Annotated in this window: 20 protein-coding genes and 1 pseudogene; 9 read left to right on the top strand and 12 right to left on the bottom strand. The window is 70.8% G+C overall.

Annotated features, from left to right (window positions below; genetic code table 11):
- Positions 1–145: 145 nt before the first annotated feature.
- From DSY14_RS13365 to DSY14_RS13355, 3 genes are all read right to left on the bottom strand, one after another.
- The gene (locus DSY14_RS13365; RefSeq protein WP_211716855.1) at positions 146–844 is read right to left on the bottom strand and encodes a metal-dependent transcriptional regulator; all 699 of its coding nucleotides are present in this window, start codon (positions 842–844) and stop codon (positions 146–148) included.
- Positions 845–1,297: 453 nt separating this feature from the next.
- Complete coding sequence (gene pdxH, locus DSY14_RS13360; RefSeq protein ID WP_211716854.1) at positions 1,298–1,951, bottom strand: pyridoxamine 5'-phosphate oxidase; 654 nt, start codon at positions 1,949–1,951, stop codon at positions 1,298–1,300.
- Between the two features lie 81 nt (positions 1,952–2,032).
- The gene (locus DSY14_RS13355; RefSeq protein WP_211716853.1) at positions 2,033–5,725 is read right to left on the bottom strand and encodes an ABC transporter substrate-binding protein; all 3,693 of its coding nucleotides are present in this window, start codon (positions 5,723–5,725) and stop codon (positions 2,033–2,035) included.
- A 224-nt stretch (positions 5,726–5,949) separates the two neighbouring features.
- Here DSY14_RS13355 and serC point away from each other — a divergent pair, with 224 nt between their 5' ends.
- Together serC and DSY14_RS13345 are read left to right on the top strand one after the other, a co-directional pair.
- Positions 5,950–7,071 (top strand): phosphoserine transaminase, encoded by a 1,122-nt coding sequence (serC, locus tag DSY14_RS13350; protein ID WP_211716852.1) that lies wholly within the window; start codon positions 5,950–5,952, stop codon positions 7,069–7,071.
- Between the two features lie 98 nt (positions 7,072–7,169).
- Positions 7,170–8,174, top strand: coding sequence for a glycerophosphodiester phosphodiesterase family protein (locus tag DSY14_RS13345; RefSeq protein ID WP_211716851.1), 1,005 nt, complete (start codon positions 7,170–7,172; stop codon positions 8,172–8,174).
- A gap of 219 nt (positions 8,175–8,393) precedes the next feature.
- Here DSY14_RS13345 and DSY14_RS13340 read toward each other — a convergent pair whose 3' ends face one another.
- Entirely contained in the window at positions 8,394–8,843 is a 450-nt protein-coding gene (locus DSY14_RS13340) for a VOC family protein (RefSeq protein ID WP_211716850.1), read from the bottom strand.
- Between the two features lie 464 nt (positions 8,844–9,307).
- Between DSY14_RS13340 and DSY14_RS29455 the strand changes: the two genes are divergently transcribed.
- Positions 9,308–9,508 (top strand): CGNR zinc finger domain-containing protein, encoded by a 201-nt coding sequence (locus tag DSY14_RS29455; RefSeq protein ID WP_307851213.1) that lies wholly within the window; start codon positions 9,308–9,310, stop codon positions 9,506–9,508.
- Positions 9,509–9,523: 15 nt separating this feature from the next.
- Here the strand turns inward: DSY14_RS29455 and DSY14_RS13330 are convergent, their stop codons facing one another.
- The gene (locus DSY14_RS13330) at positions 9,524–10,597 is read right to left on the bottom strand and encodes a YncE family protein (RefSeq protein WP_211716849.1); all 1,074 of its coding nucleotides are present in this window, start codon (positions 10,595–10,597) and stop codon (positions 9,524–9,526) included.
- A 92-nt stretch (positions 10,598–10,689) separates the two neighbouring features.
- Between DSY14_RS13330 and DSY14_RS13325 the strand changes: the two genes are divergently transcribed.
- Positions 10,690–11,415, top strand: coding sequence for a 3-keto-5-aminohexanoate cleavage protein (locus DSY14_RS13325; protein WP_211716848.1), 726 nt, complete (start codon positions 10,690–10,692; stop codon positions 11,413–11,415).
- Positions 11,416–11,633: 218 nt separating this feature from the next.
- Here DSY14_RS13325 and thpR read toward each other — a convergent pair whose 3' ends face one another.
- Positions 11,634–12,215: an RNA 2',3'-cyclic phosphodiesterase gene (gene thpR / locus DSY14_RS13320; RefSeq protein ID WP_211716847.1), complete on the bottom strand. Its 582-nt coding sequence runs from the start codon at positions 12,213–12,215 to the stop codon at positions 11,634–11,636.
- A 77-nt stretch (positions 12,216–12,292) separates the two neighbouring features.
- Between thpR and DSY14_RS13315 the strand changes: the two genes are divergently transcribed.
- Positions 12,293–13,036: a sulfite exporter TauE/SafE family protein gene (locus DSY14_RS13315; RefSeq protein WP_307851212.1), complete on the top strand. Its 744-nt coding sequence runs from the start codon at positions 12,293–12,295 to the stop codon at positions 13,034–13,036.
- On the opposite strand, the gene DSY14_RS13310 is transcribed toward DSY14_RS13315, so the two are convergent.
- Both DSY14_RS13310 and DSY14_RS13305 read right to left on the bottom strand, forming a co-directional pair.
- Positions 13,026–14,453, bottom strand: coding sequence for an MFS transporter (locus DSY14_RS13310; protein WP_211716862.1), 1,428 nt, complete (start codon positions 14,451–14,453; stop codon positions 13,026–13,028). The two genes, DSY14_RS13315 and DSY14_RS13310, sit on opposite strands and share 11 nt — an antisense overlap.
- Before the next feature lie 190 nt (positions 14,454–14,643).
- Entirely contained in the window at positions 14,644–16,104 is a 1,461-nt protein-coding gene (locus tag DSY14_RS13305) for an NCS2 family permease (protein ID WP_211716846.1), read from the bottom strand.
- Between the two features lie 220 nt (positions 16,105–16,324).
- Here DSY14_RS13305 and DSY14_RS13300 point away from each other — a divergent pair, with 220 nt between their 5' ends.
- The 3 genes and pseudogenes from DSY14_RS13300 to DSY14_RS29450 form a co-directional block, all read left to right on the top strand.
- On the top strand, positions 16,325–16,600 hold the full coding sequence (locus tag DSY14_RS13300; protein ID WP_211716845.1) for a DUF2530 domain-containing protein: 276 nt from the start codon (positions 16,325–16,327) through the stop codon (positions 16,598–16,600).
- Positions 16,601–16,641: 41 nt separating this feature from the next.
- The gene (locus DSY14_RS13295; protein WP_211716844.1) at positions 16,642–18,138 is read left to right on the top strand and encodes a class I SAM-dependent methyltransferase; all 1,497 of its coding nucleotides are present in this window, start codon (positions 16,642–16,644) and stop codon (positions 18,136–18,138) included.
- A gap of 25 nt (positions 18,139–18,163) precedes the next feature.
- A pseudogene (locus DSY14_RS29450) lies at positions 18,164–18,595 on the top strand (NUDIX domain-containing protein); the annotation flags it as partial.
- Between the two features lie 79 nt (positions 18,596–18,674).
- Here DSY14_RS29450 and DSY14_RS28730 read toward each other — a convergent pair.
- The 4 genes from DSY14_RS28730 to DSY14_RS13275 all read right to left on the bottom strand — a co-directional run bounded on the left by DSY14_RS28730 (position 18,675) and on the right by DSY14_RS13275 (position 21,856).
- Positions 18,675–20,216, bottom strand: coding sequence for an MFS transporter (locus DSY14_RS28730; RefSeq protein WP_307851211.1), 1,542 nt, complete (start codon positions 20,214–20,216; stop codon positions 18,675–18,677).
- Between the two features lie 153 nt (positions 20,217–20,369).
- A complete protein-coding gene (locus DSY14_RS13285; protein ID WP_211716843.1) occupies positions 20,370–20,570 on the bottom strand; it encodes a DUF397 domain-containing protein in 201 nt (66 codons plus the stop codon).
- A gap of 230 nt (positions 20,571–20,800) precedes the next feature.
- Complete coding sequence (locus DSY14_RS13280; protein ID WP_211716842.1) at positions 20,801–21,010, bottom strand: DUF397 domain-containing protein; 210 nt, start codon at positions 21,008–21,010, stop codon at positions 20,801–20,803.
- A 9-nt stretch (positions 21,011–21,019) separates the two neighbouring features.
- Positions 21,020–21,856 (bottom strand): helix-turn-helix transcriptional regulator, encoded by an 837-nt coding sequence (locus DSY14_RS13275; protein WP_211716841.1) that lies wholly within the window; start codon positions 21,854–21,856, stop codon positions 21,020–21,022.
- A 188-nt stretch (positions 21,857–22,044) separates the two neighbouring features.
- Between DSY14_RS13275 and DSY14_RS13270 the strand changes: the two genes are divergently transcribed.
- Positions 22,045–22,278, top strand: a complete 234-nt coding sequence (locus DSY14_RS13270) for a hypothetical protein (RefSeq protein WP_211716840.1) — start codon at positions 22,045–22,047, stop codon at positions 22,276–22,278.
- Positions 22,279–22,287 lie beyond the last annotated feature (9 nt).

Below are 22,287 nucleotides of genomic sequence, written 5' to 3'. Positions count from 1 at the left end.
CCACCTCGCCGTCATGAGCTGCACACATGCCCGCTCCGGGTACCCCGAACGACCGCACCTTGGGGCGAGCGTAGCAACACCGTCAACGTTCCCGCAGCGCAATGAGACAATCCCGATGAGCAACCAATCAACGTGTACGTACGCTTCACGGCTTGGCGACGAAGATGTGTCCGGCGACGTCGGCGGGCAGGTCGGTGTGCCCGTCCTCGCCGATGATCCGCACCCCGTCGTCCGAAGCCCGAAGTACTACTTCCTGTCCGGGTTGTACCCCGGATTCGCGCAAGGTCAGCATGATGTCGGCGTCCGGCTGGAGCTGTTCGCTGATCCGACGCACGGTGACGGTGGCGTCCGCGTTGGTCGCGGCGTCCACCATCGGCACGATGGAGTCGTCCGTGAACGGCTCGGGAGCGTATCCCTCCAGTCCGAGTTCGTCGAGTCCCGGGATCGGGTTGCCGTGCGGGCACACCGACGGGGCGTTGAGCAGCGTCACCAGACGCTCCTCGACGGCCTCCGAGATGACGTGCTCCCAGCGGCAGGCCTCGATGTGGACGTCCTCCCACGGCAGACCGATGACGTCGACGAGCAGACGCTCGGCGAGCCGGTGCTTGCGCATGACGTGGGTGGCCAGCCTGCGACCCTCGGCGGTCATCACCAGGTGTCGGTCGTTCTCGACCCGCAGCAGGCCGTCTCGCTCCATACGGGCGACCGTCTGGCTCACCGTGGGTCCGCTCTGGTGCAGGCGCTCGGCGATCCGGGCTCGAAGCGGGACGATGCCCTCCTCTTCGAGCTCGAAGACCGTACGGAGGTACATCTCCGTGGTGTCGATCAGCCCGTGTGCGGTCAAGACTCCCCTCCCAAGGCTCTGTGCCCGGCGCGCGTTCGCGGCGGGCACGGCGGGTCTCTCTCAACACAGGCCGGGACCACGTGATTCCCTGGGGCCGAGTGGGGACCGGGACGTCCGCTGGACCGCGGGAGCGACCACCGATGCGTCCAGCATATCGCGGCGTACCGTGCGTGGATTTCGCGGGCGTCTCACGATGCGGACACGGAGCGTTCCCACACCCCAACGCCGCGCAAGGGACCGAGGTCACGGACGTGCGGGGCCTCCGGTCGAAGATCGAACTCACCAAAGTCCCTGTCCCCCGAGAGAGAAAACCTCCCACGCTCGACCGAGCCCGTGCGCGAGGCGACCGACATCACCCTCCGACGGGTGCGCGGGGAGGTGGCGGCGCCGCCGCCCGGTTCCTCCCGGGCCGCGGCGGGTCCACGCACACGAGCGCGCGTCGCGGACGCGACCTCAGGGGGCGAGCCGCGTGATCTCCCACGTTCCGTCCTCGGCGCGCAGGTACCGGAACCGGTCGTGCATGCGGTCCCGCCCGCCCTGCCAGAACTCCACCTCGTGCGGGATCAGCCGGTAGCCGCCCCAGTAGGCGGGCCGCGGAACGTGTTCGTCCGGCCCCCAGACCGAGTCGAACTCGTGGAAGAGGTGGTCCAGGTCCTCACGGTCGGCCACGGGCTGCGACTGGCGTTCGCTCGCCCAGGCGCCCAGTTGGGAGCCGCGGGGGCGTGAGGCGAAGTACCGGTCGTTCTCCTCCTCGTCGAGGCGCTCCACGCGCCCCGCGAACAGCACCTGCCGTCGGATCGCGTGCCAGGGGAACACCACCGACGCCCGTGGGTCGGCCTCCAGCGCCTGCCCCTTGCGCGAGGTGTAGTTGGTGAAGAAGCGCAGACCGGAGTCGTCGTAGCCCTTCATGAGCACGGTGCGGGAGCGGGGGAACCCGGAGGGTTCCACCGAGGACAGCACCATGGCGTTGGGTTCGGCGAGCCCGGACGCGTGGGCCTCGTCGAACCACAGGCCGAACTGGGTCATCGGCCCGTCCGCGAGGTCCGATCGACGCAGGGGCTCACCCATGTACGGTTTCCGCAGCTCGGCGGGGTTCTGGTGGTCCACACCCGGCATGATCTCGCGCCGGACCCCGTGGACGCCGGCCGGCCCCCGTCTCCCGCGTGTCCGTCGTCACGGGCCTGCCGCTCACCCCTCCTCGTCCGGGCCGACGGGAAGGCACCGCCGACCGGGCTCGACGGTGGTGGAGTTGCGCATGCCGCAGCGTTCGAGCACGTGCTGGCGCTGCACCTCACCGGTCTCGTCGTTGCGCACGCGCGGGCCGACGACCACCAGCTGCACCATGCGGCCCCCGAACCAGTTGCCGTCGTTGGCGGAGTCGAAGGTGATGTACCCGGAGACGCCGGTGAACGTGCCGGAGGTCTTGACGGCGCCGTGGATCGCGTCCCGCTTCTCCTGATAGTCCTCCTGGGTCGCCAGGAAGGCGGGGCGCACCAGACCCAACCGCTGCCGGAGCCCCGGGAGCCGCGGGTCCTCCTCGGTCGGTCCGGTGGCCGGCAGGGCGTTGGCGAGCACCAGCAGGGCGTCGTTGCCGACCGCGGCGTGGGCGATGGAGGGCAGCCGTTCCGCGGACGGCAGGCCCGCTCCGTCCTCCCCCTCCTCCCCGTTCGGCTCCTCCCGGGCCTGCGCACCCCGCGCGTCGTCCGCGTGGAGCTCCCTGAGGAGGTCGTCGATGTCCTCGTAGAAGCCCTGATCGCTCCCTCCGGAGTCGCCCTCCTGGACGCCCCAGGGGCCGCTGGGGGCCAGCGGCGTGTAGAAGACCGGGTGGTGGACGGAGTTGCGCTCGATGAGCACCTCGGAGTCGGAGACGAACTTGGAGATGTCGTCACCCCCGAGGATGGTCATCCCGCCGCCGTTGCACTCCTCTCCCCCGGAACGCATGAAGTCGCGGTAGAACCGGGTGAAGTCGTCCGAGCGGCCGGCGTAGTAGAGCAGGTCGGGCGGGTCCTCGTCCGAGCACAGGCGCTCCAGGTGCTCCCTGTAGGTGGTGTCGGTCTCCAGGTGGCCGTCCTGGTAGAGCAGCACCCCCTGGTCGTCGTACTCGTCGGACCCGAGGTCCTCCGTGCCCTCCCAGACCGCGCCGCCGCGGTCGACGAAGGCCGCCATGAACTCCTGGGCCAGGTGGGGCCCGTACTGCTCGTGGGCGCCGCCCTCGGCGTCGGTCTGGGCGCTCGCGATCGCCACGGCGGTCTCGTGGCCGGGAAGACCGATCTCCCGGCCCTCCGCGACGCTCCGGGGGACACCGTGCCGGGCCCAGTGCGCGGCCTGTTCGGCGATCCTGCTGTTGGACGGCGCGACCGGGAAGTAGAACTCGCTGTGCTCACGGGCACCGAACTGCGCGACGTCGTCGAAGGTCGCCGTGGTGCCCACCATCGTCAGGGCGGCCTCGCCGACCTTCTGGATGGCCCGACTGTTGTTGACCACGCTGTGCCCGAAACCGACGGCGGCGATCGGCCGGTCCATACCGAGCCGCTCGTTCTCGGCCCGGGCCACGATCTCCTCCGCGGTGACCATGGCGTGCGCCCAGTTCTCCCCGGCGTTGCCGATGAGGAGCTTGATGGCGGGCTGGTGCCGCTCGCGGTGCCGGTTGTGCTCGCGTTGTTGGTAGGCGAGACCGAGCAGTTCGCCCTGGCCGCCGGACAGGGAGGGGTCGTCCGGGTCGGCGATGCTCAGCTCCGCGATGTGGGCGATGGTGACGTAGGGGTCGTCGTCGGCGTCCACGGCCGCGTTCTGTTCCCGAATGAGTTCGGTGACCTGCTCCAGGCGGTCGTTGAACACGAAGGCGCCGAAGGTCACCCCCACGCACTCCCGACCCACCCTGGTGATGCCCTGGGGCTCGTGGACGCCCTCCTGCACGCAGGGCCGGATCGCCTGGACCTGCGCCGGGACGAGGACCAGGCCGACCAGCACCAGGACGGCCGTCGAGATCGCCCCGACCCCGGTGAGGAGCCCGGCACGGGCCGGACGGGTCAGCACCCACGTGGGCTGGGCGCGCCAGGACCGCCCCCTGGCCGCCTCCGTCAGGCCCTCGACCCGCAGGGTGAGGGTCCGGCGGGCGCCCAGCGCCCCGGACAGGTGACGCTCCCGGAGCCAACGGCGCACCTCCCCGGGGACGCGGTCGGTGCCGTCGAACTCGGGCAGGTGGTCGTGCCGGGCGGCGCGGACCCGCCCGTCCACGAGCGCGCCCTCCTGGTCCCGGTCGCGGATCTGGACGAGCACCAGGGGGTCGGGGAAGGCGCGCCGCAACCGCTCGTCCTCGATCAACCGGACGAGATAGCGACCGACCCGGTCCAGACGCCGCTGTTCGTAGACGAGTACGGGACGGCCGGTGCGGGCCCGGCCGCGCCGCCGATGCGCCCCGTAGGCCCGGTGGAGGTCGTCGAGCAGGGCGTTCACCGCGATCCGGTGGGTGCCGGGCGGCCGGGTCCCCCTCGGCTGGTCGTCGTCGCCGATCCGCCCCTTGTTGCGTTCGGGGTGGTGGAGCTCGTTGAGCAGGTGGACACCGCGCGCCCGGTGCCGACCGAAGCGCCCCTGGTCCTGGTCGTGCTGTTCGGAGGCCTCCCCGTCGCTCCGGTCCATGGCGTACCGGTGGTGGTTGAGCCACAGGTAGGGCCGCCAGGGCAGGAAGAAGAAGAACACGGTGAGCAGGTACACCCCGGCCAGGAGCAGACCGACCAAGAGGGAGACGATCTCGTTCAGCTGCTGGGCGGCCAGACCGACGAAGGCGAAGGGGGTCGCCGCCACCACGAGCGAGACGATGAAGGCCAGCGGGGTGAGGACCTTCTCGTCGAAGAGGCCGAAGGTGGCCTTGCCGGAGATCCGGGTGACCCACCGGGAGGTCTCGGCCGCGCCGCGCGCGAGCCTGCGCCAGTACACGAGCGCACGGGCCCGCAGGAGCTCGATCCGCTGCGGCGCCTCGACCTCGTCGGGGTCGTGGGCGGCCTGCCGGGCGCGGTCGAGCAGGGCGTCCCGTTGCGCGATCGCGTTGCGCAGGCGCGCCTCGCGCAGCCCGTTGATGACCGCGACCTGGGCCTGGCTGGAGTTCTCCAGGCGCCCGTGCTCGGGCGTCTTCTCGGACCGGTCCCCACTGGCCCGGCTCCGGATCTCGGTGAGGTCGCAGCGGCGCAGCCACAACAGTGAACGCAGGCGCGGCAGCGCCGTCGGGGTCGGGGGCCTGCGGCCCCGAGGCGGGTCCGGCGGGGACCCCTGCCAGGCGAACCCGCCCTCCACCAGGCGTTCGATCAGGTCGTAGAGCTCGTCGGTGGTGACGTCGGTGTCGGAGTCGCGTGCCTCGAACCGGGGGCGCGGCAGGGCGCGCGGGACGGTCTCGGTCGGCTCGGGGTGGGCGCGCGGATTGCGCCGGAGCCTACGGCCGCCCAGGAACCACCCCGCCGGACCGGACGGTGGGGGCCCGGTGGACCCGATCTCGGAGACCGACGTCCCGGTCCGCTCCGCCGGGTCCTCGCCCTGCTCCACGCCCGGTGCGGGCGGGGCGGTCCCGTCGTCGGGTCCGACGGGCAGGGTCCACACCGGGTCGACGGCGCACCGCTCGACGAGCATGCGCCGGACCTGGGCGTGGTCGGTGGGGTCGTCGAGGACGAGGTCGAGCACGGGCGGCGGTTCCGCCAGGTCCCCGCGTTGGCGGTTCCCCTTGCCCGCGGGGCGCCGACGGGCCACCCGGGTCTCCATCCGGCGCAGTCGCCGCTGCAGTCTGCGGCCCGGGCGTGCGCGGAGCGCCTCGAAGACCGCGAGGAACCCGGGCGCGGCCTCGGTTCCCTGAGAGGTGCCGTCCGATCGGTGGTCGGGCGTCCGGTCGGCCACTGGGTGCTCTCCTTCCCGGGATCGTGTCGCTCGTCACCCCAGACGAGCGCCCCATTAGACAGCACACGCATCCGTTTTCGACCCGGTGAGGCGTAATCGTCACTGACCAATACCGGCCGGCGGAACACTTCGTGTGAGGATCCCCCGTTCATTCACGTGGTTTCACGCCGGGAATCCTCGCCCTGACCGGCGCCGTCACCCGGCTCACCACTACGCTGTGCGGTGTGACCGAGATTCAGATTCCCGCGAACCTGCTGCCCGCCGACGGTCGTTTCGGGAGCGGCCCGTCCAAAGTCCGGGCCGCCCAGCTCGACGCGCTCGCCGCCTCCGGCTCCCACTACCTCGGAACCTCCCACCGGAAGAAGCCCGTGAAGTCCCTCGTGGGCCGGGTCCGCGCCGGGGTGCGCGACCTGTTCTCCCTGCCCGACGGCTACGAGGTGGTGCTGGGCAACGGCGGCACCACCGCCTTCTGGGACATCGCCGCCCACGGTCTGGTGCGCTCCAAGTCGCAGCACCTGTCCTTCGGTGAGTTCTCCGGCAAGTTCGCCAAGGTCGTCGAGGGCGCCCCCTGGCTGGACACGCCCACGGTGATCAGCACCGACCCGGGCAGCCACGGTGAGGCCGTCGCCGAGGCCGGTGTGGACGTGTACGCCCTCACCCACAACGAGACCTCCACGGGTGTGGCCGCGCCGATCACGCGCGTCGCCGGCGCCGACGAGGACGCCCTCGTACTCGTGGACGCCACCAGTGGCGCGGGCGGTCTTCCGGTGGACATCACCGAGACCGACGTCTACTACTTCGCCCCGCAGAAGAGCTTCGCCGCCGACGGCGGCCTGTGGATCGCGATCATGTCGCCCAGGGCGCTGGCCCGGGTGGAGGAGATCGCCGCGAGCGGTCGCTACGTGCCCGAGTTCTTCTCGCTGCCCACCGCGATCGCCAACTCCGGCAAGGACCAGACCTACAACACCCCGGCCGTGGCGACCCTGCTGCTCCTGGCCGAGCAGCTGGAGTGGATGAACGAGCACGGCGGGCTGAAGTGGACCGTGGCCCGTACCCACGAGTCCTCCTCCATCCTCTACAACTGGGCGGACCGTTCCCCGGTCACCACGCCCTTCGTGACCGACCCCGCCAAGCGCTCCCAGGTCGTGGGCACCATCGACTTCTCCGAGGACGTCGACGCCGCCCGGATCGCCCAGGTGCTGCGGGCCAACGGCGTCGTGGACACCGAGCCCTACCGCAAGCTCGGCCGCAACCAGCTGCGTGTGGCGATGTTCCCCGCCGTGGAACCGAGCGACGTCAACGCGCTCACCGAGTGCATCGACCACGTGCTCACCAAGCTGTCCTGACCCGGCCCGACGACGCTGGAGAATGGAAGCCGACCCGCCGTGCGTGGGTCGGCCTCCTCCTCTTACTTCCGATCATCGTTTCCCAGGACGGTTCGACTGTGCGCAGGAACAAGAAAGAACTCCCCATCAAGATCATTTCGCACCGGGGCGCGTCGGGGCATCGGCCCGAGCACACCCTGGCCTCCTACGAACTGGGGGCCCGGCACGGGGGCGACTTCATCGAGATGGACCTGGTCGCCACCAAGGACGGCCACCTGATCTGCCGGCACGAGCAGGAGATCGGTGAGACCACCGACGTGGCCGACCGTCCGGAGTTCGCCGACCGGCGCACCACCCGGACGATCGACGGCCGCACGGTGGAGGGGTTCTTCGCCCAGGACTTCACCCTGGCCGAGGTCAAGACCCTGCGCGCTCGCGAGCGGATGGCGAAGGTCCGCCCGGAGAACGCGGTGATGGACGGGACCTATGAGATCCCGACCCTCCAGGAGGTCATCGCGCTGGCCCTCTCCCTGACCAAGGAGATGGGCCGCCCGATCGGGATCTACCCCGAGACCAAGCACCCCGAGTACCACGTGTCCCAGGGGCTGGACCTGGAACCGCCGCTGATCGCGGCGCTGCGCGAGGCGGAGCTCGTCGGCGAGGAGCCCGCGGTCCCGGTGTTCCTGCAGTCCTTCGAGGCCGAGAGCCTGCGCAGGCTCGCCGAGACCGAGCTGCCCCTGGTGTACCTGATGGGCACCGAGGAGCACTGGCTGCACTACACGACCCCGGACGGGTTGGCCGAGGTGGCGACGTTCGCGCACGCCATCGGCCCGCACAAGAGCCTGGTCGTGCCCACCGGAGAGGACGGCTCCCTGGGCGAGCCCACCACCCTGGTGGACGACGCCCACGAGGCGGGCCTGTTGGTGCACCCCTACACGTTCCGCAGCGAGAACCACTTCCTGCCCACCGACCTGCGTTCGGACGGCGACCCCAAGGACTACGGCGGTTTCGCCGCCGAGTACGAGGTGTTCTTCGAGGTCGGTGTGGACGGTGTCTTCACCGACTTCTCCCGGCACGCGTTCCTGTGCCGCGAGCACTTCCTGGACCCGCAGCCGGTCGACTGAGGGCGGCCCCGCGGGTGGACGACCTCCGCCCACGCCGGCCCCGGACATCGGGTCCGGTCGTCGGTCACGACCGGACCACCGGTGCCCGACTCGGGTCGCCTCCGGCGTTCGGTGACCGTGCCCGCCCGATCGGCGCGCACCCCACCCCGCGGCCCGTGGCGGCGCGGGGACCGGGCCGAGTGACCGGAACCCGACGCGAGGCGCGCGCAGGCGACGGCGTCACTGCACGTCGAACTCGTTGCCCTCGGGGTCGCGCATGGTCACGTGCGAGGCCCCGGGTTCCTCGACCACCGCGACGGCGACGGCGCCCAGACGTTCCAGGCGGGCCACCTCGGCGTCACGGTTCCCCGGGCCCGCCCTCAGGTCCAAGTGCATGCGGTTCTTGACGGTCTTGGGCTCGGGCACCTGCTGGAAGAGGATCCGCCGACCCTGCCCGGCCCCCGTGAACGGGTGCACGGGGTCCTCCGGGTGGCGGATGGCCGCGAGGGTGCGCCAGGCCTTGCGGCCGTCGACCACGGTGTAGTCGTCCTCACCGGCCAGCCCCTGGGCCGCCACCTGCTCGATGAGCGCGCTGTTGTCCTCGGGCTCGTATCCCAGCGCCCGCGCCCAGAAGCGGGAGAGCGTGAGCGGCGCGGCGCAGTCCACGACGATCTGGTAGTCGAGAGCCATCGTCCCACTCCTCCGATCGGGGGCGGGACCGGTCCCGCCCTCTGATTCCACTCATACTGGTTACGTGAGACAGAGCACAACGGGCGTGCCGATGACACCCCCGACGGTTCCGACCACTACTTCGACCCGGGGAGCCTCTGCCTGGAGCCGCTGGTCACCGGCGGCCCCGGTGCGTTCGCCCAGTGGGAGACCCTGCACGAAGCCGAGGACCTGGCGCGCCGGCGGGGCGTCTGCGGCCTGCGCCTCGACCCCGCCCGGGTCCGGGTGAGCGAGGCCGAGCTCCGCGACGCCCGGGACCCGCGCGACGTCCTGCACGGCGTGCTGCGCGCCCTGCCCGAGCGGCCGGGCGACGCGGAACTCACGCGGATCAACGCCGCCGCCGCGCACGCCCCGCCGGCGCCCCGGCCGTCCGTCCGTCGACGGAAGGCTCCGCCTGGACGCAGCCCCGCGACGCCGCACAGGCCGTGTCGGAGTTCGCCCGCGACGCCATCGACCTCCTCACCGGCGACCACGTCCACCGCGTCCGCGAGTGCTCCGCGCACGACTGCCGGCTGCTGTTCGTGGACACCTCGCGCCCGGGGCGGCGCCGCCGGTGCTCCATGGACCGCTGCGGCAACCGGGCCGAGGTCCGCGCCCTGCGCGAGCGCCGTACCGAAGGCCCCTGAACCCGCCGGGCCCGTTCAGCCGCGCCGGGCCAGCCAGACGATGGCGCCGATGAGGAGCGCGGCGACGGCGCCTCCCACGAGGATGAGCGGAGCGGCGCCCAGGGTGGCCCCCCGCTCCTCCTCGGCCGCCTCGGGCGAGGCCTCGGGGGCGTCCGGGGACGACTCCGCGGGGGCGTCCTCCGTGGCGTGCTCGGGCAACTGGGCGCCCTCCAACGGCACCCGCCAGACCGGGGAGTGCTCCCCTTCCGTCCCGGCCATGAGCGCCGTGCCGTCCGGGAGGAAGGCCACCGACTCGCCCTGTTCCATCTCCGGCAGGTCGAAGGAGCCCACGGAGGTCCCCGGGACCCCATCGGCGGAGTCGTAGACGGTCACCCCCCAGTACGTGCGCACGGCGTACCGGGTGCCGTCGGCGCTGAAGGCGGCGTCGGTGGCGAACAGGGGCGCGGAGTCGATCCGCTCCAGGACGTTCTCCCCCTCCGGGTCCAGGTTCTCGGGGGCCGCGTACACGCCTCCGGAGAACTCCTTGGAGACCACGTACAGACGACCGTCGCGGGGGTCGATCATCATGCCCTCGGCGTCGCGACCACCGTCCTCGTAGGTGAAGGTCAGCACCGCCGGGTCGAGGACCATGTCGCCGAGGACCTCGGGTTCGGCGAAGTGGTACACCCGGATGTTCGGCCAGCCCCCGCCGAAGTTGTCCCCGATGTCGCCCACGAACACCGCCGGTTCGCCGTCGGGCCCGTGCGCGACGCTGACCGCCTCCCAGTCACGGCGCTCCAGGTTCAGGGTGACCGTGGCGAGGGTCTCGCCGTCCTCGTTCACGGCGTACACCTCACTGGGGTGGTCGCCGCTGTCGTTGTGCGTCCACCACACGCCCTCGTGGCGCAGCGACGGGGCCAGTCCGCTGGACTCGGAGATCCGCGGATCCTGGAACTCGAAGGCGATCTCCGACCCCTCCGGGCCCTCACCGCCGCGCGGGTAGTCCATGCCTCCCGTCCCGTCCTCGGAAGGCTCGGGGTCGGCCGCGGCGGGTGCCGCGGGGGCGAGGACGAGCAAGGCGGCCGCGACGAGGCCCAGGGGTGTTCTCATGACGGACATCCTGCCAGGGGATCCCACAAGTGGCTTGCACCCGGACGTGAGCGGGCACATTCGGCTTACAGAGCGCCGTAAGGAGAGTCCGCATGAGGATCGTCGCCTGTCTCAACGGTGATCGCCGCCCGGGGGCCCACCCCTCCCTGCCCGTGTCCGTCGACCAGCTCGTCGCCGATGCGCACGCGGTGGTGGAGGCGGGGGCGACCGCCCTGCACATCCACCCGCGGGACCCCGGGGGCGCGGAGTCCCTGGAACCGTCCGTGGTGGGCACGCTGATGGAGCGGATCCGGGCCGACGGTCCCGACGTGCCGGTCTCCCTCACCACCGCCCTGTCGGCGGAGTCCGACCCCTGGCGGCGCTACGACCTCGTGCAGCGATGGGCCTCCCCGGCGTTACCGGACTCGGTGTCGGTGAACCTGCACGAGGCGGGTTCGGTGGACCTGGTGCACCTGTTGGGCGACCGACGAGTGGCGGTGGAGGCGGGGGTGTGGACGGTGGAGGCGGCCCGGATCCTGGTGGCCACGGAGATCGAGGTGTCCGCGGTCCTGGTGGAACCCACCCAGGTGGCGATGGAGGACGCGCTGCGCAACGCGGACGCGATCAACGCGCTGCTGGACCGCGCGAGGGTGCGGGCGCCCCGACTGCTGCACGGCGCGGACGCCACCGCGTGGCCGATGCTGGAGGTCGCCCTGGACACCGGGCGTGACATCCGGATCGGGTTGGAGGACACGATGCGGTTGCCGGACGGGACGGAGGCCTTCGACAACGCCGCGCTCATCGAGCACGCCGCCGGCCTGGCCTCGGCCACCGCCTGAGGCCGGGTCCGCCTCGGGGAAGGTGCGCCCCTGCTTCATGCGTTGCGAGGGTCCGGGCCACTCCCCCGCGACGCCGTCGCGGCCACGGATACGAGGCCGGGTGCGCGACGGGGGCCGCCCGGATCAGCCGAGAAGAGCGCCCAGGACGACGATGGCCATGATGGAACCGAGCACCACGGGCAGCAGCCAGCGCTGCTTCCGGTTGTTGGTGAGCATGCTCATGGTGTGCCCCGCTCCGATGCTCGTTGGGAATCGCCACCCCAGGGTAGTCGCCAGGTCCGGGCGGTCCGGTAGCGGTCGGCCCTTGCGGGGCGACTCTCCACCAGGTCGACCCGGTCGGCGCGCCAACCGATCCGGGGCAGGTCGCCCAGCGCGCGCAGGATGTCGCCCGGGGGACGCGGCGGTCGCGCCCGGGCCAGAGTGAGGTGCGGCACGAAGGGCCGTGATCCGACCGGTACCCCGCTCGTGCGGGCGGCGGAGGTCAGATCGTCGACCACCCCGTCCAGCGTTCCGTCCACACCGGCCCAGAACACGGAGGCGTCGGCGCCCCGGTCGGGGAAGGTGCCCCACCCGTCGAGCGTCAGTTCGGGGGCGGTGTGCCCGTCGAGGGCCCGGTGGAGCGCGTCGGTGAGCGCGGGGACCTGGTCCTCCCCGACGTCGCCGAGGAACACGAGGGTGAGGTGCCACTCCGCGCTGTGGGTCCAGCGCAGCCGCGGTTCGTGGCGACGCCCTCGGCGCACCGCCTCGCCCAGCGCGTCGAGGACCTCCTCCGAGGGCCACAACGCGACGAACAACCTCATGGGATCATCCCTCCTCCGTTAGGCGCGAACCCGAACGTCCGGTTAGGGTCACCGGGTCCCTTCCCCCACCTTCCCCTGTGAGCCGCCCCGTGTCCGTCCTCGCCGGCGTGTTCGTCGTGCTCACCATGGCCGCACTGGTCCGGATCGTCGCCGGTTTCGGCTTCGCGCTGGTCGCCGTCCCGCCCCTGGCCCTGTTGGTGGACCCGGTGAGCGCTGTGGTGATCGCCGCGACCCTCGCCGTGCCGCTGAACCTGTGGGTCGCCGCCCGCGACCGGGCCCACGTGGACCGTGGGGGCGCCCTATTGCTACTGGTGTGCGCGCTGGTCGGGGTCCCGTTCGGGCTGTGGGCGCTCAACGTGCTGACGGAGTCGACGCTGGTGCTGCTCATCGCGCTCTCGGTGGTGGTCGGCACCCTGCTGGTGGCGTTGCGGGTACGCGTCCCCGGGGGCCTGGGCGCGGTGGCGGGCATGAGCGCGCTCTCGGGCGCCGCCTTCGCCGCGACCGCGATCGACGGGCCGATCATGGTGGCCGGTCTCCAGGGGTCCCGGCTGGCCGACCTGGAACCGCGGGTCCAGCGCGCCACGCTCGCCGTGGCGTTCTCGGCGACCAGCACGGTGACGCTGGTCGGGTTCGGGTTCGGCGGCCAACTGACCCCTCAGGTGGGCGGTCTGGTGGCCGTGGGCGTCCCGGCCCTCGTGCTCGGGACCTACGCCGGGGAACGCCTCTTCCGGAGGCTGAACGCCGAGCTCTTCCGCCGCACCGTCCTGGTGGTGCTGCTGGTGAGCTCGGCGACCATGGTGACGCGCGTGGTCACCGCCTGAGTCCTCGGTCCTCCTCCGGCCGCGGCTCCGGGAGCCGCTCCGCCTCGGGCGCGCCCTGTGACCCCGGCGCGGCGGTGACGTCGAGCGTCGCGGCGGCCGGATCGGCGCGGTCGGGGTCGGCGGCGCTCCGGTGCGCGTCCTCGGTCGGTGCCGTGTCCTCGGCGCGGGGACGCCCACCGCCGCCGCGGGTCGGGAGCAGGTCGCGCACGCTCACGCCCTTGATCCGCATGAGCAGGGCCGACAGCACCGCGACCACGACCATGGTCACCGCACCGCCCAGGATCAGGCTGAACCGGGGGCCGAACGCGTCGGCGAGCAGGCCCACCACCGGGGCGCCGATCGGTGCCACCCCCATGAACACGAGCAGGAACATGCTCATCGCCCGGCCGCGCATCTGCGGATCGACGCTGAGCTGGAAGGTGGCGTTCAGGGTGGTCACGTAGGTCATGAAGAGCACACCCATGGGCACGAGCACCACGACGAACGCCACGTATCCGGGTACGAGCCCGGCCACCACCTGGGCGACACCGAAGCCCATCGAGCCGATGAGCACCAACCGCAGGCGCGGATGTTCGCGTCGGGCGGCCAACAGCGCGCCCAACAGCGCGCCCACCGCGAGCGAGGCCGCGGCCACGCCGAACGCCTCGGCACCGCTCTCGAACACGTTGTTGACCATGAGGGCGATCTGGTTCTGGCCGTTGGCGCCGAAGAACTGCACGGACGCGGCCAGGACCAGGAGCAGGACGAGGTCGCGCCGTCCGCCGATGTAGCGCAGACCCTCCCGGATCTGCCCCTTGCCGCGCGGCACACGTTCGGTGGGGTTGAGCTCGGCGGTGCGGATCAGCAGGAGCGCCACGATCGTGAAGGCGAACGAGGCGCCGTTGATCATGAACACCGGGCCGCTGCCGATGAGGCCGATCAGCAGACCGGCGATGGCCGGACCGGTGACCCGCCCCAGCTGGAAGCTGGCGCTGTTGAGCGCGATCGCGTTGGGCAGCAGGTCACGGTCGACGATCTCCGGTACGAAGGCCTGCCGTCCCGGGTTGTCGAGCACGGTGATCATGCCCAGGCCGAAGGCGAAGAGGTAGACGTGCCAGACCTCGGCGGCGCCGAGGGTCGCCAGCACACCGAGCGCCACGGCGAGGACGCCCATCCCGGACTGGGTGAGTATCAGCAGGCGGCGTTTGTCGAACCGGTCGACCATGGCGCCGCCCCAGAGCCCGAAGAGGAGCATGGGCAGGAACTGCAGGGCCGTGGTCATCCCGAGCGCGATACCGCTGCCGCCACTGAGCTGGAGCACCAACCAGTCCTGGGCGATGCGCTGCATCCAGGTTCCGGGGTTGGACACGAGCTGTCCGAGCGCGTAGATCCGGTAGTTGCGCACGGACAGGGAACGGAACATCGCGATACGTCGCATCATCCCCTCCCCTGACGGGCGGACCCGTGGAGGGGGGTGGGAACCACCATCGCGACGGAGATTCGGGGGCAAAGAAGTAAACGGCGTTGACTCATCTCTGGAGTCAACGCCGTTCACCCTCGTGTCCATTCCCCGTCGCACGTGGGACGGCCCGACGTCCGTGCGGGACGGAGGCGGGGTCCGGGGAGGATCAGCCGATCATCAGGTAGATCGGGTGCTCCGCGAAGTGGATCAGGAAGACGAGCGAGATGATCCACATGAGCGGGTGGATCTGCCGCCACCTGCCCTGGACCAGGCGCACGAACGTGTAGACGATGAGCGCGAACCCGATGCCGTTGGCGATCGAGTAGGTGAAGGGCATCATCACGATCGCGAAGAACGAGCCCAGGCCGATGGCCGGGTCGGAGAAGTCGATCTTGCCGATCGGCGTCATCATCATGAAGCCGACCATGATGAGCACCGGGGTGGCGGCCTCGAACGGGACGATGGTGACCAGCGGCGAGAACAGGGTCGCGATGAACATCATCAGACCGGTCACGATGGGGGCGATACCGGTACGCGCGCCCTCCGCGACACCGGCCGCGGACTCCGCGTAGACCGTCGCGATGGAGGCCGAGGCCGCGCCGCCGAAGATGGTGCCGAAGGCGTCCATCGTGAGGACCTCGCGGGTCTTGGGCAGGTTGCCCTCCTCGTCGACCAGGTCGGCCTGGTGGGCCACGCCCACCATGGTGCCCATGGTGTCGAAGAAGTCGGCCAGCATCAGCGTGAACAGCAGCATCACCAGGGTGGCGATGCCGACGTCGGCCCAACGGCCGGTGAAGCCGCCCTCCAGGAAGAGCCCGATGAGGGAGAAGTCCGGCCAGGCGACGACGTCGCCCGCCGAGGTCGGCAGCTCGGGCACCGAGGCCGGCAGCTGCCAGGCCAGGTCACGGCCGGCGGCGAGGGCCTGCACGCCGATCGCGATGAGCGTGGCGATCACGATGCCGAGCAGCATCGCGCCAGGGACGCGGCGCACGTACAGACCGATGGTGATCGCCAGACCCAGGACGAAGACCAGGAGCGGCATCGAGGTGAGGCCGCCGTTGCCCAGCTGGCCGAGGGTGGCCTCGTCCACCTGCACGAAGCCGGAGTTCACGAACCCGATGATGGTGAGGAACAGCCCCACACCGACACCGATGGCGATCTTGAGTCCCGCCGGGATGGCGGCGAAGACCGCCGTGCGGAAGCCCGTCAACACCAGGATGGTGAGGATGATGCCTTCGAGGATGAGGAGCAGGAAGACGTCCGCCCAGGTCATCATCGGCGCGATGGCGTAGGCCACGACCGCGTTCAGCCCCATCCCGGCCGCCAGGGCGAACGGGTAGCGACTGACGAACCCCATGAGGATGCTGCTGATCGCGGCGACCAGGGCCGTGACGGCGACCAACTGGGGGATGTCGAGCTGCGCACCGGTGATGTCGGTGGCCTCACCGAGGATCAGCGGGTTCAGCACCAGGATGTAGGCCATGGCGAAGAAGGTCGCCAGACCGCCCCGGATCTCGGTGCCCAGGGTCGAGCCGCGCTCGGAGATGTGGAAGAAGCGGTCCAGGGGACCACCGGCGGTTCTGCCCCGGCCCGACACGTCGGAGGGGGGTGGAGTGGGTGCGTTCACGTCCTCAGCCTGACCTGGTCGTGTTACTGGACAACAAGGATTCTGCGCCAGATTAGTTGCATCTTCGTACAACACAGGCCACGTGTTTCACCTCTGATTCAGAGAAAACGCCATACGACCGGAGGATCGGATGCGCCGGTGTGACCAACCCGTCCCTCACCCCGACCTCCCACGTCGCACCGTCACCCCCGTGCCGGATCACACCGGATAGCCTGAACCCGTGCGCACACCTCGCCGACCCGACCCGGACGTCCACGAGACCGACTACCGCGTGCCGGCCGCCATCGGCATCGCCGCGTGGGCGGTCGCGCTCGTCGTACTGCTCGCCCTCGGCGACACCCTCCCCGACTCCGAACGCTGGTGGATCGGTGTCTGTGTGACCGGAATCGCCCTCGGCGTCTTCGGGTTCCTCTACATCCCCCGCCTCTTCCGCAAGCGGGACGAGGCGGACGAACGCGCCGCCGAGCGGATCGAGCGCCGAACGGGCACCCCCTGACCAGTGCCGGGTGCACCGCGAGCCTGACCGATAATGGGCGGGTGTCTGAGACAGATTTTCCGCGCGGTCTCGCCGACCGCCTCCGCGGCATCCTCATCGACGCCGACTACACGGTGTCCGGTGTCCGCGACCGGCTCGGCGACGCCGCCGCCAAGGCCCTGGCCCGCGAACAGCTGGTGCCCGCGCTGCGCGCCACCGGTGGAGAGGAACGCCTCGGACTGCTCCTGCGCCTGTGGTGGCTGCGCAGTCCCATCCCCCTGCGCGCGGCCCGCGCGATCCTCCCCGTGGACGAACTCGCCGAGGCCGCACTGGTCTCCGTCGACGAGGGACCCGACGGTCCCGTGGTGCGCGCCCTCGTGCACCTGGGTCCCTGGGAGTTGGAGGACGGACGTCCCGGGTTCGTGGTGTCCGACCCCAAGGTCCGGCCCGGCAGCGGCGACGTGCCCCGGCACGACCACGTGGTGGGCGCCGGCGGCGCCTCCGCCAACCTGTCCCGGTTGATGGTCGACGGCCCCTTCGAGCGCGCTCTGGACCTGGGGACCGGCTGCGGGGTGCAGGCCCTGCACCTGGCCTCCCGCGCACGGGAGGTGGTGGCCACCGACCTCAACCCGCGCGCCGTGCACCTGGCGGGGATCAGTCTGGCGCTGTCCGGAGTCCACGACGCCCGTCTGGCCCAGGGATCGCTGTTCGAACCGGTCAAGGGCGAACGCTTCGACCTGATCGTGTCCAACCCCCCGTTCGTCATCACCCCCGAGGCGGCGCGGTTCACCTATCGCGAGTCCGACCTGCCCGGGGACACCGTCTGCGCCGAGCTGGTCCGCCAGGCGCCCGTCCACCTCACCGAGGGTGGCTGGGCCCAGTTCCTGGCCAACTGGACGCACACCGACGGCGACGACTGGGAGGACCGGGTCGGCGGCTGGATCACCGGGACCGGCTGTTCCGGGTGGGTCGTCCAGCGCGACGTCCAGGACCCCGCCGAGTACGTGGAGCTGTGGCTGCGCGACTCCTGCGAGCACGGGACCCCCGAGTACACCCGCCGCTACGACGCCTGGTTGGACTACTTCGAGCGCGAGGGCATCAAGGGGATCGGTTTCGGGTGGATCAGCCTGCGCAACGACGTCGCGCAGGACGCCACGGTCCGCGTCGAGGAACTGCGACACGAGGTCGAGCAGCCGGTGGGGCGCTACCTGCCGGACGTGGTGGACGGGGCGATGACCGCGCACCGGCTCACCGACGCCGCCCTGCTGGCGGCGCACGTGGCGCTCGCCCCGGGTGTGGTCGAGGAGCGGGTGGCGCTCCCCGGCGCCCCCGATCCGGAGAAGATCCTGCTCCGCCAGCGCGAGGGTCTGCACCGGGTGGCCCGGATCGGCACCGTGGAGGCGGCCCTGGCCAGCGTCTGCGACGGCACGATGCCGGTGGGTCCGCTGCTCGACGCCATCGCCGAACTCATGGGGGAGGACCCGGAGATGATCCGCCAACGCACACCGGACGCGTTGCGCACCCTCATCTCCGAGGGGTTCTTCCGCGTCGCCCGCTGAGCCGGGTCCGCGTAGGGTACCGACCGTGAGGAACGACCCCCCGGCCCGGCGCACCCTGGACGCCGCCCTGGCCGACACCCTGAGCGCCCACGCGCGGTACGACGACGCCCACACCTGGCTGCGCACGGCCATCGAGCAGGACCGGGTCCCCCCGCTGTCCGCGGAGGTCTGGGCCCTCGATCCGGACCGGAGCCGGGTCCTGCTCGTGCGGCACCGATGGCGCGGATGGGTGGTCCCCGGGGGCACGGTCGACCCCGGGGAGACCCCGCGCGAGGCCGCCGCCCGGGAGCTGGCGGAGGAGACCGGGGTGAGCGCGGAGCTGTCCACCGTCCCCCTGGCCGTGTGCGTGCGCTCCTACCGCGCGGACTGGTCGCCCACCCTCGGCGTCGTCTTCGGCGCGGTCCTGGACCCCGGGCTCCCTCTGGGGGGCGAGGCCGACCAGCCCGCCGCCTGGACCCCTCTGTCCGAGGACTGGGAGACCACCCTGCCGGAGGACCGCGCGCGCATCCGGCCTTCGCCGCGCGGCCGGGCTGACCTCACGTGCCCGACGACTGCGCGGGGGCCTCCTCGGGCACGGCGCGCCGCTTGTACAGCAGAGCGAACACCCCGCTCGCCCACAGCACGACGGTGGCGATCAGCAGGGTCGCCCGGTACCCGTTGTCGAAGGCGCGCACGGCCTCCTCCAGGAGGGCGGCCGCCGCGTCGCCCTCCATCCCCGACGCGATCGCCCGTGCCTCGTCCAGACCCTCGACGGTCCCGGCCGGCGCACCCGGGGGCGGGACCACCGTGCGGGTGTAGACGGCGGCCAGCACACTGCCCAGGATCGCGACCCCGGACAGACTGCCGAGCTCGTAGGAGACCTCCTCCACCGAGGACGCCATCCCGGCGCGGTGCTCGGGGGCGTGGCCCACGATCGCCGCCGAGGCCGCGGTCATCGCGGCGCCGGTCCCGGCACCCGCCAGCAACAGACCGGCGACCGTCCAGGAGAGCGGGGCGTGCGGCGTGACCAGGACCAGGGCGGTCCCCGCCCCCGTCGCCAACAGCCCCGCACCGATCACCGGTCGGGTGCCCAGGCGGGACAGCAACGCCCCCGCCGTGATCCCCACCGGCAGCGCGCCCAAGGCCATGGCTGCCACCACCAGTCCGGCGCGGAACGGGGTCAGGTCCAGCACCAGCTGGAGCCGCTGGGTCAGGACCAGTTGCACCCCGGCGACGGCGAACATCGCCATGGCGGCGGCGAGCACCCCGATGAGGATGCGGGGGTCGCGCAGCAGCGCGAAGTCGATCAGGGGGTAGGCACGCCCGCTCTGGCGACGCACGAAGGTCCACCACCCCGTCACGGAGACCGCCAGCGCGACGAACGCGACCATCGCGTCGGGGGCGGGCCCGGTGACCTCCTTGATCGCGTACACCGCACCGGCGAGACCGGCCATGACCTGCACCGAACCGAGCAGGTCCCAGGGCCGCTCCGCACCGCCCGAGCCGCCCGGCGCGACCACCGCGGCCAGCGCCAGGGCCGCCAGCACGATGGGCACGTTCACGAGGAACACCGACCCCCACCAGAAGTAGGCGAGCAGCAGCCCGCCGACGATCGGCCCCACGGCCGCGCCGACCATGGCCATGGTCCCCCACACACCGATCGCGATGCCCCGCTCGTGTTCGTCGGTGAACGTGATGCGGATGAGCGACAACGTCGCCGGCATCATCGCGGCCGCGCCCACCGCCAGGAAGGCCCGCCCGGCGATGAGCATCTGTGGGGTCGCCGCGTAGGCGGCGACCAGGGAGGCCAGGCCGAACAGCACCAGCCCGATCAGGTACATGCGCTTGTGCCCGACCCGGTCGCCGAGGGTGCCGGCCCCCAGTAGCAGCCCCGCCATCACCAATGGGTAGGCGTTGATGATCCACAGACGCTGGGAGGCGTCGGCGCCGAGATCGGCGCTCAGGGTCGGTAGTGCCGTGTACAGCACCGTCATGTCCACGGAGATCAACAGCAACCCGGCGGAGACCGCGGCCAGAACCAGCCAACGTCGTGCGGGGGTCAGTGCCGGTGCCCCGGCGGTGCTCGTCACGTCGCTCACGAACGCTCCCTTTCGTCGCGCCCCATCCTGCCGGGCCTTGCGAGAACACGCACGGACAGGGGTCCGTCCTTTCTTTGGGCCTCCGCTTGGCTTCGACCCGTGCCCGGGCGCTTCCTGGCAAGGCGGAGCCTTCAGTGCCCAGGCGTTGCTCGACTACCGGGGAGGGTCTGTGCACCTGAGCAGAGCAGCCCACTCCCGATGAGCGAAGGTCGGATAACCGTCCTCGCGGTTCCTCGTGTCCCTGACCGCGCGTGTATGGGGAGTGTCGGCGATCTCGACGCGGTCGCCGGCGTTGGCGCTGTGACCGGACTCGCGTCGGTTCGCCGGGGAAAGGGGGACGAGGTTCGTGGGCACACGGTTTCCTCATGTCGACATATCGATCGGGAACGTACGCATACCCATGGAGGGGCGGGTTGGCCGTCGATCGGGTGTTTTCAGGGACCGCACCGCAGCCGCCGGTCTTGCACGGCGGCACGGGGAATCTATCCCCGCCCGCCGTAGAGGGGTAGAGTTCCCTTGGGATGCTTTCAGGTAAAGCACGGCGAAGGCCCCCAGCGAAAGCTGGGGGCCTTCGTCACGTCGGGCTACTTGGAGGCGCGCAGCAACGCTGTCCACTCTGACGAGGGGAACTTCAAGTGTCCGGCCTCGCGGTTCTGGGTGTCACGCACGGCAGCGCCACTGGGCAGGTCCGCGACCTCGACGCAGTTCTGCCCCTGCGGCTGACTGTAGGAGGACTTTCGGAAGAGGCCACTCGGGATGGCGGCATCGCGGTGATTGATTGAGGTCGAATTCATTATCGGTTCCTAGGTGATCATTTCTGTCAGGCGCTCCACGGTCTCATCCGGGCTGAGAGCAGCGATTCGAAGATGGCCGAAAGTGTTTCGGTAACGAGCCACTTCATCGGGCTCTTCCAGGTACAGCCCATCGGTGTCCGTCTCCAAGAAGACGATGGACGGGTCGACCGATTCCGGAAAGTCCATGATCACGAAAGGGCCACCCAGCCCCGGGGTAAGACGGTGCGCCGGAGTCATCTGCAGGGTGGTGGTGGCGGACCGCGCCGCCTCCATCAAGTACCCGGCCTGTCTCTTGAGTACATCCGGATGCTCGGACAGAGCAAGCAAGGAAGCCTCAGAGAACACTGCCCACAACTCAGGAGGGTCCGAGTTGAGAATGCGCTGGCGTTCGATACGGGCATCGACCGCGCGCTGTATGCCGTGCTCATCGCCGACCTTCGCAGCCTTGGCGAGCAGACGTGAGTACTCCGGGACTTGGAGCAGACCTGGGATCACCAGCGGCTCCCACGTGCTGATCACGCTGGCTTCGGCCTCGAACCCGATGAACTTGCCGCTGAGTACATCTCTGTACTTGGTCCACCAACCTCGTTCTCGTGATTGTCGAACCAGGTTCAGGATCTCGTCTCGCTCCTCTGCCGCCGTCACTGCGTAGGCGTCGAGCAACGCTTTGACCTCGTGCACCTGAGGTCTCTTCTTCACGCCGGATTCGATGTTGCTGATGGTCGTGCGCGACATCTCAGCGGCCTCGACAGCGTCATCGAGGGTCATCCGCGCGTCAGTGCGCCGACGCCGAAGCTCGTCGGACAGGCGTCGGCGCCGAACAGTGGGGCTGTAGCGCTGAGTCATCACTCTCCCAGAAGGCTGGTCACTCCAGATCCTAGATCCTTCGGGCACCTGAACTGGACATTCAGGGATTTCCCGGACCGGATTTCCGCTCCTTCTTGAAAATCGGAAATTCAGGATCCATGATGATGCTAACTCGAAATCCCGGATTGGATCCCTCGTCCGGCGCCCCCTTGAGGAGGTGTGCGCTCTTGCGTGCCCGTTACCTGAACCTGTCCGAGCTGGCGCATGTGCGTTGGCGTGCCGAACAGTCGATCCGTTGGCGTCGTCCGCGTCGGGCCAAACGTGTGCGAGCGTTCGCGGTGTTGTGGCCGTCTTCGAACCTTCCGCGTGTCCCCGCGCCGCGTCGCCCGGTGGATGTGGCCGGCCCGGTGGTGCTCCAGCGTGTGCTGGAGGGCCTCAAGGCTCTGCCGGGGGTGGTGTGAGTGCGCTAC

It is taken from the genome of Nocardiopsis sp. MG754419 (assembly GCF_018207095.1).
In the GTDB taxonomy this organism is placed as follows: Bacteria; Actinomycetota; Actinomycetes; order Streptosporangiales; family Streptosporangiaceae; genus Nocardiopsis.
This window is presented reverse-complemented; position numbering and strand designations above follow the sequence as displayed.